We start from the raw sequence: 13,898 nt of genomic DNA on the forward strand, positions 1-13,898 counted from the left end.
TATCCTGTCCGCTCTTATTTCGTTTCAGGCCGTCAGACTGGCGAGAGCATCGGCAAGCAGGCCCCTCGCATCCGCACCTTCTTCCCGTCGCAGGTCAACCTCAATTTGCACGCACTTGTCGCCCAGTCCTGCTTCACCGAAATAGCCCGCAGTTCCGGCGATTTTGTGGAGCATTTCGGCGATATCGGCTACAGTTTGGTCGTCCAACTGATCCTGACCCAGCGCCAGCGTAATGGCGTTGGCAGCGTCGTCCTTTCTGGCTCCAAATCGCTTGGTCAAATCGGCGTCGATCATGCTATTTTCAGCTTCGGGCAAAGCGGGATCGTCATGCTGCGCTTCCTCAATTGCTGCGCTATTGCCCCATTTGGCAATGGCAGCAGCCAGATCACGCCGACGCACCGGTTTCGCGAGATGGTGCTGCATCCCGGCCGAGAGCGCCGTTTCAATGTCTTCCTGATACGCATTGGCAGTTAACGATATGATCGGAAGCGTTGCTTCGTCAAAGCCTTTGGATCTGAGTTGTTTGGCTGCCTCGATCCCGTCCATTACGGGCATCTGCATATCCATCAAGACCAAGCTATAGGGATTGCCAGAGATTGAAGCCGCCTGAACCATAGCCACTGCGGCGATCCCGTCCGGAGCGATGTCGATCCTGTGCCCCAGCTGTTCAACCATCTTGCGGATCAAGGCCTGATTGATGTCATTGTCTTCGGCCGCCAAAATCCGGTGCCTAATCGAAGAAACCTCATCTTCTTCAGGTGCAATCGGATGAACCGGAGATATGGGAGCTTCGCATGTCACCAATGGCAATTCGAAGGTGAAGGTAGAGCCTTTGCCTTCTATGCTGGATGCGAAGAGTCGCCCGCCCATCATTTCCGCAAGCTGCGAACTGATAGCAAGGCCAAGGCCGGTCCCACCATATCGGCGAGCCGTACTGCTGTCTGCTTGAGTGAACTGTTCGAAAATATAATCTAGCCGGTCTGCCGGAATCCCTATGCCGCTATCGCTAACACTTATCCGCAATCGAGGATGATCGATATCATTTTCAAGCGCGACTGTTACCTCGACACTGCCCCGCTCGGTGAACTTCAATGCGTTACCGATCAGGTTCAGTACAATCTGCCGTATCCGCATAGCGTCGCTTTCGATCCAGGCGGGCAGCGAGGGATCAACATGCAGCGATAACTCGATATGCTTGGTACGAGCGACGGGCTCCATCAGCCGTATGCAGTTGGTAAGCTTATGACGTAAATCCAGAGCTTCCTTCGCGATAGTCATTTGGCCTGCTTCGATTTTCGCCATGTCGAGAATATCGTTCAGCAACCGCATCATCGCCCGACCGGACTCTGCAATCATTTCAATATTTTCACGCTGTTGTTCGTCCAGATCGCCCGCCAGAGCAATTTCGGTAAAGCCAATCACCCCATTCATCGGTGTACGAATTTCATGGCTCATATTGGCCAGGAAAGCGGATTTTGCTGCAGCGGCATTCTCTGCGTCATTTTTAGCCTGCCGTAATTTCTCTTCCAGATTTTTCGTCGCATTGACATCGCGCAGCGCAGCTATGATTTCTTGTGGCTCGCCCGTGACCGGATCGCGTAGCAGGCCGCAATTTGCCTCCATCCAGATATATTTACCCGGTTCCAGAATACTTTCCGTACGATAAGACAAAACCGTATTGTCCTGCTTTCCCGAGGTGAGCAGTTTAAATGCGGCCAATACGGCTTCCTTGTCATCCGGATGGAACTGCTCGAGCATCGACAAACCTTCGAAACTGCTTGGTGGAACTTCAAACATATCTTCCACCGAAGGCGAAGCGTAAGTGCAGATGCCGTCGAGCGTCATTTTGAAAACTGGATCGGTGGCATTTTCGGCAAGGACGGAGAGCTGCTGCTCGCGCTGGGCAAGAGCCGTCAGAACGTTCTTTCGTTCGGAAACATCCATGAGAACGCCAATAAATCCGTTCACGCGGCCAGCTTCGTCCTTTTCCGGAGCAGAAAATAGTTCCGTCCAGACAATAGTGCCGTCCTCTCGCCGCCAACGAAACTCGAAGTTTAACGGCGCTTCCCTTTCTACAGCAGAACTCCATGAATCCTGGACGCGCTGGAGATCATCCGGATGAATGGCTTTGGACCATCCGGTCCCTTCCCATGCACCATCTTCCAAACCGGTAATCTGCTTCCAGGCGGTATTCACATAGGTGCACATTCCGTCGATGCTCGTTCTAAAAATCCCGGCCGGCGCCAGGTTCGTGAGTGACTGGAACCGCCGCTCGCTTTCCTGCAATCGAAGCAGGTTTTCACGTTGTTCCGTCACGTCATTGAAGACCCCGACGAATCCGCTTATTTTACCGTCGCGATCAAATTCGGCTGCATTGACCGTTTCGCCCCATAAATCTTTCCCGTCGGCGTCGACGAACAACGCGACCCTGCGCCTTACGTCTCCCGGTTTATTGAAACCTGTAAACGCCTTGTCCTCTTCATATTCCTGACCGGTTTTAAGAACAGACTTCCAGCCGTCACCCAACAGGTCTTCTGTCTCCACGCCAAAGCGGGCCGCCCATGCTGCATTCACATAGGTAAGCCGTCCTTCGCTATCGGCCTGGAATATTCCGACGGGCGCGGCTTCTGCCAAGGTTCGAAATCTGGCTTCGCTTTTTGCCAGCGCGTGTTTTCTCGCCAGCTCGTCGGTGATGTCCCGGAGGTTACCGACCGAACCACAGAATTTTCCATCTTTGTCGGCCAGTCTCTGGACCAAAACGGCGATATCGCGATAGCTACCGTCAGCATGCATGAACCGCTGTTGCAGGTTTAGTTCCTGGACTTCACCGGCAATGATTTTAGGATAGGATTTGGCGGCAGCCAGAACATCGTCAGGATGTAGCAACCGCGTTGATTGCCAGCCGAGGCTTTCTTCTACCGAATAACCGGTCAGATCATGCCATGACGAATTCAGAAAGGCCCACCTTCCCCTTACGTCGGTTTTGAAAATAACTTCCCCGACCCCGTCCAGAATCGAAGCTATAAAATCCCGGCTCTCGTGCAATTCGCTCCGTACGGCCGACCTGTTCGCCAGCACCGCAGCAACTGGCAAACCGACTGCGAAACATGCCCCCAGGAACAGTTGCAGCGTAAACGCCTGCTCCCGCAGACTGCCGTTCACCAAAGCAATAGGTCCGGTCCCGTAATGCGTTGCAAATATGGCGAAGATGGCAAAAACCGTTACCGAAATCGCTGTTCCGAGCAATCCGGTGCGGAATGCTGCGAATACGACGACGGGGCAAGCAAGGAACAGTAACGGAAATACCGGCTGGGTAAAAACCAGTATCGCGACAGAAATGGTTGCAATAACCATGATGCCCCAATCAACCGTACTTCTCACATCCTCCGGTTTACCATTGCCAAGATTGCCAAGCGCGATCGAGACGGCCGAGGCAAAAATTGGAATTGGTAATGCATGGGCCGCCATCCATTCCATCCAGTTGGCGAGTGCCAGCGCATGATCAGATCCACTGATTGTCAGCGCCGCTATTACGCCGGCAATCATCGGCGCGATGAGCCCTGAAATCACCAAGATAGATATATGCCTTGAATTCCCCATATCCGGGCGACGACCGCAAAATCGATGCATGGCCCACACGACCAAAGAAATTTCTGCCAAGTTGGCGGAGGTCAGCAGCAAGGCAACGCCCGGAGTATCGCCAACCGCCAGATTGGCTAACAGATTGGCAAATCCGCTCGCCGCCAGGAACAGCGCACATTGTTTCCAGCTTTTTTGAAATAGAAACCCGATCAGGAGCGCATTGGCGATCCAGAAGGTCGCTATCCGCCCGGATTCAATCGTTATTATCACGCTGGCCCAAGCCACCACGCCATAGATGAGAGCGACTAATATCGGCAATGCAATTGCCTGAAAACCAAGGGTCGCGCCCTGGGACCTGGATGTAATTGGCGAGTTTTGTTCCATCCTAGCGGATTAAGGCCTCTTGGTTAATATTTGGCGAATTGCAAACTATACAACGCACGCTGTGATCCGTCTAACATGTCGACTGTAATTTTGGCCAAAAAAAGGAGCAGGACTATGATTGAACGTGAGGTGTCCGGTGAGAGCGCGGGCAATAATGTTGAACAGCGTTCAAGTCACATCCAGGCCGAAAATCTGCAGCATATTGCAGACCAGATGCAGCCCTGAATTGCCCGCATTCGCGCAGTTGCTCGCCTGATTCTTCGACGGCTTCGCCTGCGCAAGAATGTCAACAAGTGGGTGGAATGCGGTCATTAAGATGCGCCCCGGGGGATGACTGTTTTATCCCGAGAGCGGACACTAGTGTGCCACCTCACATCTCGATCGATCAGGCTGATTTTAGAAGGGCATTGCTTTCAATTCCCAACCATGTCGCTTGAAAAACTTCCGATGTCACCGCTTTGGAGATGTGCCAGCCTTGGCCTACATCGCAGCCGTGTTGCGTCAGCAAATCCTTGCACTGCTGATCTTCTATGCCTTCGGCAACAACTTTAAATCCCAATGCATGAGCCATTTCGATAGTGGATTTGACCATGACATGGTTTGCATTGTTAGTGGTCATGGTTCGAACAAAGCTCTGATCTATCTTGATTTCATTTACGGGCAGGCGCTGCAGATAGCTCATGGTAGACTGTCCAGTACCATAGTCATCAATGGATATTTTTATCCCGGCATCTCGTATCCGGTTAAGGGCAAGCACCGACAATTCCGGATCAGCCAGAGCGGCGGTCTCGGTGACTTCAAATATTACCTGCTCACAAGCCACGTTGGCTGATTCAACCATGGCAATTACTTTCTCAACAAACTTGCTATCTCCGAGTAGTTGAGCGGAAATATTCACTGAACAGCTCAGATTTTCCTGTCGTGCGCCCCAGGAAGACAAGTCCTGCAATGCATGTTCCAGCACGAAACAGGTCAGGTCATCAATCCGGCCCACCTTTTCGAGCATTGGAATGAAGATTGCCGGACTAATCATGCCCTGTCCCGCGTGGTTCCACCGAACCAGAGCTTCTGCGCCATTCAATTCATCAGCCTGCAGATCCCACTTGGGTTGATATACAACTCTGAGTTCCCTGTTTTGGATCGCCTGATCAAGCTCCACCAGCAAGTTGAGTTTTTGACCAATGGCCTGATCGACGTCATCGTCGTGCGACACCCATCTTTTGCCGGTAGCGTGAGCCTGCTCTGACGCGACCATCGCTTTGTCGATGGATTTGTTGCTGCTACCGAATGCAGGATTAATCTTGATCTTCGTAGTGCCGGCCATCACCGGAGATTGAAATAGCACGTTGGCAGTATCAAAATGGCCATCGACATCCGCCGCATATTCGTTTTTGATGACCCACGCCATTATGTCGGTATCCACATGGAATATACGCTCTTCAAGTGCGAGAAACTTCAATCGATCCGCTAGACTGTTAAACATCTCCATTCGGGAATTCTTGTCAGTTACAACCAGCAATTCATGGAAGTTCGAAAGCCGCGCCGTAGCTATATGACAATCGCTCTTATCGGAAATATATCTCAACATTGCAGCATCATTCGGCAACTTGCTAGCCTCGTTGAAAAATCGGCTCATTTTAAGCGCCAAATCTGTGGTGAGCAATTTCCGCACGATTAAAAAGGTGCCGAGGGCAAAAAAGGTAGGAACGTTGGAAAAGGTAAAGTGATTTAAATACTCTGTGACCAACAACGAACAGACGAGAAGCAACCCAAGGGACCACGTTATCCAGACCAATGCCTTGTCAGAAAATTTTCTGGTTAGGATGCAGCCAAGCAACAGGATTGTTGCAAATAATAACGGCGGGTATTTACCAAAATTCGGTATATTTGTGCCTTGCAACAATGTTTCCGCTGCCATAGCTTGAATGACCACGCCCGGAACCACCCCGAAGCGGCTTATCGGATATCGGTCACCCAATTCTATTGCTGTGGCTCCGACCAGGACTTTCTTGCCTAGAAGTTCGGTCGGCTGATTGTCTGAACCCAATATATCAACGAAGCTGACACGCGGTAAGGTCGCTGGGTTGATGCTTTGATCTATTACGAAATTTTCTTCGATATTCCCGGAAACTTCGGCAACCATGCTGGCTAAAGATGGTCGCGGTGTATCGGCAGTCATGGTACCAAAGCTATATTGATTCAATTGCCCGCGCTTGTCGGGATGGACGTTGACCGATGCAAGAAATGCATTTTCCCTGAGCACTTCGATCGGCAGGCTTTCTATGTGGGACGATTGCCCTGAAGATCCCTGCTGTCGGAATGTGGGCAGAACAATTGTTGCATCGGAATTTGCGATGGCGTTTGCAAAAATCTTATCCTGTTCGGCGCTGGAATAAGCAGAAAAATCGATATCAAAAGCGATTTGAGAAACACCGGATTCCGTAAGTATGTCGATTAACCGGCCATAATATTCGCGAGGCCAAGGCCAGCGGTCCATAGCCTGCAAGGACTTGGCATCTATCTCGACCAGCACGATTTCACCGGATGCCGGTTTCTCGAGTAGATTGGCGCGCATGTCCTTGAGTTGCTGTTCCAGCTCGCCGCCAACACCAATCACCGCCAACACAGTACCCACAAGCGAGGCCAGCGCCCAAGCCAGAAGAACGCGGCGAAACACATTAAAGTGAATTGAGGTTAGGAAAGTCTTCAAAAATATCTCCGGTATTCAACCAACAGATATTTCTACAGTAGATGACTGTATTTTGGGTTAACCCCCGAATTTGAATCACAGGTCAAGTACTGAACCGTTCGATTTTAAGGGATTCTAGTTATTTTTTCCTCCCTTACCCTTGCCGTTTCCAACTCCGCCATTGCCGTTGCCGCTACCATTGCCGCCAGCGTTGCCGTTTCCAACTCCGCCATTACCATTGCCGTTACCATTGCCGCCGGCGTTGCCGTTTCCAACTCCGCCATTACCATTGCCGTTACCATTGCCGCCGGCGTTGCCGTTTCCAACTCCGCGATTGCCGTTACCAAGCGGATTACCGCTGCCATTGCCGACGGCGCCCGGATTGTTATTATTCACACCATTGTTTGAATTTGCACCAGAAAAGCCTGAAGCTGGGGCCCTGTTCGTTGCCATTTGGTTGGCGGGGAGCGCAGGTCCGCCACTGTTGACCAATCCACCCGTAACATTGCTAAGGGATACTGGCGCTTCCATCACAGGAGCGCTGATGACACCTTCAAAGCTGTTATTGGCGATTTCGACTAAAACCGATTCTGCCACTGGTTCAGGCGTGTCACCACTTCCTGCGGGTGCATTTGGAGAGTCAATTGTGCGTGTTTCCGCGCCGGTGATTGACAATCTATATTGCTGGTCGCGGTTTACCACGCCAATCATACCGGGTGACAATAATTGCGTTGCCCCTCCATCTAGCGTGGAGACCTGGACAGCACCTTCAGTCACTTGCACCGCTGTGCCCGATTCAGTTACGGTTACGCTGAACGTCGTTCCTTTTACGACAGCCGCCAGATAAGGGGTCTTTACCCCGAAATGCGGCGTTGCCTTCTTGTCGATACGAAACAGCACATTGCCGAGTTCTTCAAAAAACTGAACAACACCACCGCTTTGTGCCGGTGCACTGATACGCAAGCGGCTATTGGGGGAGACAACTACATATTCTTGTCCCCGAACCAATATCGCGCGACTTTTCTTGCCCGTCGCAATGACATCTCCGGCACTCAATAAGCCGCCGCTTGTCGCAATTGTCGAGACGCCGGAGCGCAAAATATTAACGGTACCGCTACTCTCTGAGAGCTTCCAATGCGGCGGGCCCGCATGAGCGGTTCCGGCCGCCAAAAACACTGTAACTGCGAGGAACTTTGTCAATCTTTTCATCAATAATTCTTCCGTCTCTTGGCCAAATACCAAATTCATAACTGTTCTATTAAGCGGCCGATGTAGCGATACCGTTTAAAATAACCCTGAATTTTCGGTTAATATTGGCCATCACTAAGGATTTCCTAAGGATTTAAAGATAAATGGGTGTTGTTTTATTTTCAGGGGCAGTTCGTGCGATCAATCATCCAATCTACAATGTTGATGAGTTTTTGTTGCCATTCGATTCCAGCACTAGCGCAACAGAACCGGAATCCGTTCGAGAGCGTGGACAATCGGGGAGAATGGGTTGCGGGAGATGCCGGAACGCGCGGCCAAATGGAACAAGTGGTTGCACCAACTGTGGCTGAAAATTCGTTACATCCGACGCCGCCGGGTAGCAGTTCAATCACCATTGGCGCTATCAGCGTAACAACTGCGCCCGAGATCCCATCTCAAATACTGGTGACCAGTTACGAAAAATTCATTGGGCAGGAAGCCAGTCAGGAAAACCTGAGCGCATTAGCGAGTGCAATCTCTACAGCCGCTCGCGAGCGCGGATATATTTTTGCCAGTGCGCAAATTCCACGTCAGTCGGTCGCAATTGGTGTTGTGTCGGTCCAGCTTGATCCCGGCGCGATAGACGAAGTGCGGATCCTAGGCGCGCAGAACAAGCGCTTGCAAAAAATATTGAACAAGTTGCATTGCAATGCTGCCCACTCCGATATGATCGAACGGCAGTTGCTCCTTGCGGGCGATCTTCCTGGAATTTCGCTCGAAAACACAAGTTACCAGCGCGAAAATGGCAAGGGCGTGTTGATTGTAACAGTCCGCGAAGACAAAGCGAAGGGCTATGCGGCACTGGACAATTACGGGCCAAAAACTCTTGGACCGTTCAGAGCGCGACTCGATCTGGATATTGCAGGCCTATTGATGGACGGCGATGTGCTGACCACCAATGTGATAAGCTCGGTCCAGCAACCCCGTGAGTTAACCTACATAAATGCCCGTTATGCGATGACGCTTGGCGATGGCGGAACCGTGATCGGTTTCTCCGGGGCTGGCGGACGGACAAGCTCAGGCAGCTATTTACGTAGCTTTGATTTTACCGGACGCAATCGCTACGCCTCTGTTTTCGCAAGCCATGCAGTGTTGCGCAGCAATGACTTCAATCTCTGGATTAACGCAGAGCTCGCGTATCTTAACGTCGAACAATCGCAAAATGGACAGCTATTTCAGGATGACCGAATTGCCACGGCCGCCTTGAACTTTTCAGGGAACTATAATCTCGGCATCGGACGGATTTATGGAGGCATTGGCGTAACTCAGGGTCTCGGAATTTTGGGAGCAAGCGAAGTCGGCGATCTGCTGAATTCTCGCAGAGATGGTAGCGGAGAATTTACCAAAGCAAATTTCTGGATAAACTCAATACTGGATGTCGGCGGCGGTTTTGGAATGCGACTAGCAGGCAACGCTCAAATAGCATCGCGACCACTTCTCTCACCCAATGAAATCGCTATTGGCGGACCATATTTCGGCAAAGGCTATGACTTCAGCGAGCGCTTTGGTGATGAAGGCGTGTTAGGATTGGCCGAATTGCGCAAAGAGTTCAAAAATGCCAATAGCTGGCTCGACTGGTTCCAGCTTTATGGATTTGTCGATGGCGGATATGTCTCCAATATTGGCACTGGCTACGGTGACGGATCGCTCGCGTCCGCTGGCGGCGGTGTACGCGCGCAAATCGGAAAATTTGATCTTGGCGTTGAGGCCGCTGCTCCGGTTAGTGACGATCGCTTCGAAAGCGGCGACCGGTCACCCAAGATGAACGTGCAAGTTGGATTGCGGTTCTAGAAGACTACGACATAGTTCCAAGGTGTCCTGTTGCACCAGCAACGGACGTTCGATCGGACGAACGCAATTGTCCACGTTTAGGGCGGAAGACGTCGTGACGATTTTCAACCGCGCGACGTCCGCTAGTTGGTCCTATTGTCCAAAACCCGACAGGCCGCAAACGGCCCATAAGCGGTCTTCGCAAACATGTATTTGGAATGCCCAGCCCCACCTGCATGGGAAATTATGTTTGTTTTCTATCGGTAGTGTAAGTTTGTCTCGGTTAATTAAGGTTCGAATTCTCACGAGAAAGCCCGCTTTCTCCATATAGTTCAGTTGGTTTTAGGTATTTTGAAATCCACTGCCGCTAATTTTTGAGCCCCGTCAATTTCCTCGGTTTCCCGCCGCTTATCAACGATCGCCGGAAGTACCATTCAACACGGCTGCAACCTGGAATCGGCCAGCATGCAGATTTTCCCAATATTGTCATGCCCGCAGTAAAACTTGATGTGGCAATTGTATTGATGCACCATCTGCCAACGTTTCTGCTTGAAGGGAAGATAATGGGTACAGGCGACCAGGCCGAGATCGCTTCGGCTACGGTAGCAAGTGATCTTGAACTGAGCGACCTTCGAGCGGCACTTGCTGCAGGCTGGGCCGATTTCAGGGCATATCCCGAATTCGGGCTGTTTTTCGCAGCAATATATGTGACTGCCGGGATGTTTCTCTATTTCGGGCTTTTTGTCCAAGGTGAGATTGTGTGGTTAGTTGCTGCCGCAGCGGGGTTTCCGCTTCTTGCACCCTTTGTAGCCGTCGGACTTTATGAAGTCAGCCGCCGCCGCGAAGCCGGTATCGCCATGAATTGGCCTGCCGTACTCGGGGCATTGCGGGGACGCGGCGATGAACAGATATTGACCATGGGCGTTATTCTGTTTGTCGCATTCGGGTTCTGGCTGGGACTCGCTCATGGAATTTTCGCCATCTTTCTGGGGGCGTCCGGCGTCGGATCGGAATCGCTTGCGCTCTTTGGCACTGGCGCGGGCATCATGATGTTGCTGGTCGGCGGGTTGGCGGGCGCGTTGATGGCGCTGGCATTTTATTCGATCACGGTCGTTAGCCTACCGATGCTGGTCGATCGTCAGGTTGATTTCATTACGGCAATCATTGTGAGCCTGGCATCAGTGCGGTCAAACAAACTCGTCCTGCTGACTTGGGCCTTTGTAATTGCGATCACCCTGTTTATTGCCATGCTGCCGCTTTTCCTGGGGCTTCTCGTCGTGCTTCCCGTACTCGGACATACAACTTGGCATTTATATCGTCGCCTTGCCGGCGAATCCGGCACATAGTAATGGACTAGCACGGACAATGCCCGGATAGACGAAGTAATGGTCATCGTCCTTGCTGGCGACAAAGTGATCGGCTAATCTAGCACCCATGCCATACCCAAGCGGGTATCCACATTAGGGCACTCCCCGTAGGGAAAAGATTTTCACTAAGCTGAAAAAATGGTGCTGCTAGAGAGAATTGAACTCTCGACCTCGTCATTACCAATGACGCGCTCTACCACTGAGCTACAGCAGCCGGACCATTTTGATACGCTGGCGATAGCCGCCGCGTGGGACGGTTTGCACCGAACCGAGGGGCTAAGACCAAATGCTTAGCATCTTGTCAAGCGGAGTTGCATTTTTCACTCGATAATGCAATCAGGCGCCATGCCAAAACCCCAGCCCAAATCGGAAAAATTACGCAAGGAAGCGGAGAAAGCCGAGCGGCTCTCCGCGCAGCTTCGCGCCAATCTGCGTCTCCGCAAGGCGCAAGCCAAGCAGATATTACCAAGCGATGCGGACGCAAAACCGCAACCCTAGGGGCCGGGCCTAAGCGTTCACCACCGCGCGTTCGGGCTTGATATTCTCGAACTCGCTGACCGCCTCGATAAATTTTGCAGATACCGGCGCGACCTGTTCGGTTGCTGGATCAAACCATACATAGGTCAGCTTGATCACATTGAGCAGCTCTTCCCCGCGCAAAATATGCACCAGCAGCGTATAGCTGGTCCGGCCGAACCGGGTGATTCGCACCGCGATGTCGAGCAGATCATCGGCCTTTGCTGACGCACGATAATCGACATCGGCATGGCGCACCCAGTTGTCGCCGCCAAAATGGCGCGTAAAGCTGCCGAGCATGTCGTTTTCGTCCCGCGGCCGGTCTGCCGCCACCAAGGCGCGCATATATTCGGTCATGCCGACATCGGCAAAGGCCAGATAATGGGCATTGAAGACAATGCCCTGCAAATCGCACTCGGCATAGCGCACGCGTAGCGGGGTGATCAGGCGGAAGCCGTCGCGGGGGTTTTTCTGTTCTGTCATGGCGCTGGCTCTTTCCCCAGCGCCGCCTGGCTGTCAACCAGCTTTGCAATCACCGCGTTCAGAGCGGCGCGGTTTGGGACTCCAGCCATTCCAGCGCATCGCCTTGCAGCTGCGGCGCGATCACCGCACGTACCTTGGCATGATAGTCATCGACCCACTGACGCTGGTTTTGCGATAGCATGTCGACCTCGATCAACTTGCGCTCGAGCGGCGCGAAAGTCAGCGTCTCGAAGCCGAGCATGGTCTGCTCGCCGCCTTCGATCTCCCGCTCCTCGACGAGGAACAGATTCTCGATCCGGATGCCGAATTCACCGGCCTTGTAATAGCCAGGCTCGTTGGACAGGATCATGCCCGGCTGCAGCGGCTCGTTCAGGCCGCCGGAGCTGGAGATCCGCTGTGGTCCTTCGTGCACCGAAAGATAGCTGCCGACGCCGTGGCCGGTGCCGTGGCCATAGTCCACGCCATCGGCCCAGAGATATTGACGGGCCAATATGTCGAGCTGCCCGCCGGTCGTGCCTTTGGTAAATACCGCCTGATCGAGGGCAATATGGCCTTGTAGGACCTGCGTATAGCGCTTGCGCATTTCTGCGGTCGGTTCACCAACCGCAACCACGCGCGTCACATCCGTGGTGCCGTCGAGATATTGCCCGCCGCTGTCGACCAGATAGAGAGAATTCATCGCGACCGGCTGGTTGGTTTCTTCGTTCACGCTGTAATGCGGCAGTGCGCCATGATCGCCCGCGGCAGAAATCGTGTTGAAGGACAAATCCTTCAGTTCCGGACTTTCATCGCGAAACTTGCGCAGCCGGGCAGCAGCCAACAGTTCATCCAAGGCGCCCTTTGGCGCTTCCTGTGCCATCCAGTGCAGGAATTTGGTCAACGCCGCTCCGTCACGCTTCTGCGCGGCCTTATGGCCGTTGATTTCGGCTTCATTCTTGATCGCCTTGGCGAGAATGGTCGGATCGCGATCTTTGACGATTGTGGCTCCAGCGTTATCGAGCGCTTCGAAAATGGCGGCAACCGAACGTTCGGGATCAACCGCAACGGTTTTGCCAGCCAGATCAGACAAGGCGTCGGCCAGTTCGTCATAATCGCGAATCTCGACATGATTGCCGAGATGCTCGCGCACGGCATCAGTCAACTTTTCCTGCGCGACAAACAGGGTCGCAGTTTCGTCTGCACGAACAATTGCATAAGCCAAAGCTACCGGCGTATTCGTGATATCCTTGCCGCGGACGTTGAAGAACCAAGCAACCGAATCCAGCGCGGCGATGACCGTGGCATCATAGCCCTTGTCGTTGAGCCATGTCGCGACATCCGCTCTTTTGTCCCGCGCCGATTTTCCGGCATATTGATCGCTATGGACCGCCAGCTTCTCCAGCGAGCGTTGCGGCTGGTCTTCCCAGACCGCATCGACCGGATTATTTTGCACGGCAACCAGTTCCGCGCCGGTCTTGGTCAGCGCCTTGCCGGCCGTATCCGCCCATTCGCGGGTGTGTAGCCAGCCGTCATAACCGATTTTCGAGCCTTTTGGGGCATTGGCGGCGAGCCATTCATGCGGCTTCTGATCCGCTACATTGACATATTCATAGAGATTTCCGTCGACCTGGTCACGGACCTGGACGACATAGCGGCCGTCGATAAACATCGCTGCCTTGTCCTTCAGCACGATGGCTGAACCCGCTGAACCACCAAAGCCGGTGAGCCATGCCAGACGTTGCGCATATTCGCCGACATATTCGCTCATATGCTCGTCACAGATCGGCACGACAAAGCCGTCGAGGCCGTCTTTTTGCATTTGTTCCCGCAACGCTTTGAGACGGGCTTCATAGGTAGACATCAACATCGCCGAGCAAACT

At 52.8% G+C, this 13,898-nt stretch carries 8 protein-coding genes and 1 tRNA gene; 3 read left to right on the top strand and 6 right to left on the bottom strand.

Annotated elements, in window-relative coordinates:
* Positions 1 to 24: 24 nt before the first annotated feature.
* The 3 genes from AAC060_RS08095 to AAC060_RS08105 form a co-directional block, all read right to left on the bottom strand.
* A complete protein-coding gene (locus AAC060_RS08095; RefSeq protein ID WP_339824791.1) occupies positions 25 to 3,900 on the bottom strand; it encodes a PAS domain S-box protein in 3,876 nt (1,291 codons plus the stop codon).
* 451 nt (positions 3,901 to 4,351) lie between these two features.
* Positions 4,352 to 6,676 (bottom strand): EAL domain-containing protein, encoded by a 2,325-nt coding sequence (locus AAC060_RS08100; RefSeq protein ID WP_339824793.1) that lies wholly within the window; start codon positions 6,674 to 6,676, stop codon positions 4,352 to 4,354.
* A gap of 114 nt (positions 6,677 to 6,790) precedes the next feature.
* On the bottom strand, positions 6,791 to 7,903 hold the full coding sequence (locus AAC060_RS08105; RefSeq protein ID WP_339824795.1) for a FecR family protein: 1,113 nt from the start codon (positions 7,901 to 7,903) through the stop codon (positions 6,791 to 6,793).
* A gap of 288 nt (positions 7,904 to 8,191) precedes the next feature.
* On the opposite strand from AAC060_RS08105, the gene AAC060_RS08110 reads away from it, so the two are divergent.
* Both AAC060_RS08110 and AAC060_RS08115 read left to right on the top strand, forming a co-directional pair.
* The gene (locus tag AAC060_RS08110; protein WP_339824798.1) at positions 8,192 to 9,694 is read left to right on the top strand and encodes a ShlB/FhaC/HecB family hemolysin secretion/activation protein; all 1,503 of its coding nucleotides are present in this window, start codon (positions 8,192 to 8,194) and stop codon (positions 9,692 to 9,694) included.
* Between the two features lie 542 nt (positions 9,695 to 10,236).
* Positions 10,237 to 11,019, top strand: coding sequence for a DUF2189 domain-containing protein (locus AAC060_RS08115; RefSeq protein ID WP_339824801.1), 783 nt, complete (start codon positions 10,237 to 10,239; stop codon positions 11,017 to 11,019).
* Between the two features lie 160 nt (positions 11,020 to 11,179).
* Here the strand turns inward: AAC060_RS08115 and AAC060_RS08120 are convergent.
* Positions 11,180 to 11,254 (bottom strand) — tRNA-Thr (locus AAC060_RS08120).
* Between the two features lie 131 nt (positions 11,255 to 11,385).
* On the opposite strand from AAC060_RS08120, the gene AAC060_RS08125 reads away from it, so the two are divergent.
* Complete coding sequence (locus tag AAC060_RS08125) at positions 11,386 to 11,538, top strand: hypothetical protein (protein ID WP_339824803.1); 153 nt, start codon at positions 11,386 to 11,388, stop codon at positions 11,536 to 11,538.
* Between the two features lie 9 nt (positions 11,539 to 11,547).
* Here the strand turns inward: AAC060_RS08125 and AAC060_RS08130 are convergent, their stop codons facing one another.
* Positions 11,548 to 12,039 carry a thioesterase family protein gene (locus tag AAC060_RS08130; protein WP_339824805.1) on the bottom strand — a complete coding sequence of 164 codons (492 nt, stop codon included), beginning with the start codon at positions 12,037 to 12,039 and terminating at the stop codon, positions 11,548 to 11,550.
* 58 nt (positions 12,040 to 12,097) lie between these two features.
* Positions 12,098 to 13,879: an aminopeptidase P family protein gene (locus tag AAC060_RS08135; protein WP_339825535.1), complete on the bottom strand. Its 1,782-nt coding sequence runs from the start codon at positions 13,877 to 13,879 to the stop codon at positions 12,098 to 12,100.
* Between the last annotated feature and the right edge of the window lie 19 nt (positions 13,880 to 13,898).

The organism is uncultured Parasphingorhabdus sp., assembly GCF_963975555.1.
In the GTDB taxonomy this organism is placed as follows: Bacteria; Pseudomonadota; Alphaproteobacteria; order Sphingomonadales; family Sphingomonadaceae; genus Parasphingorhabdus.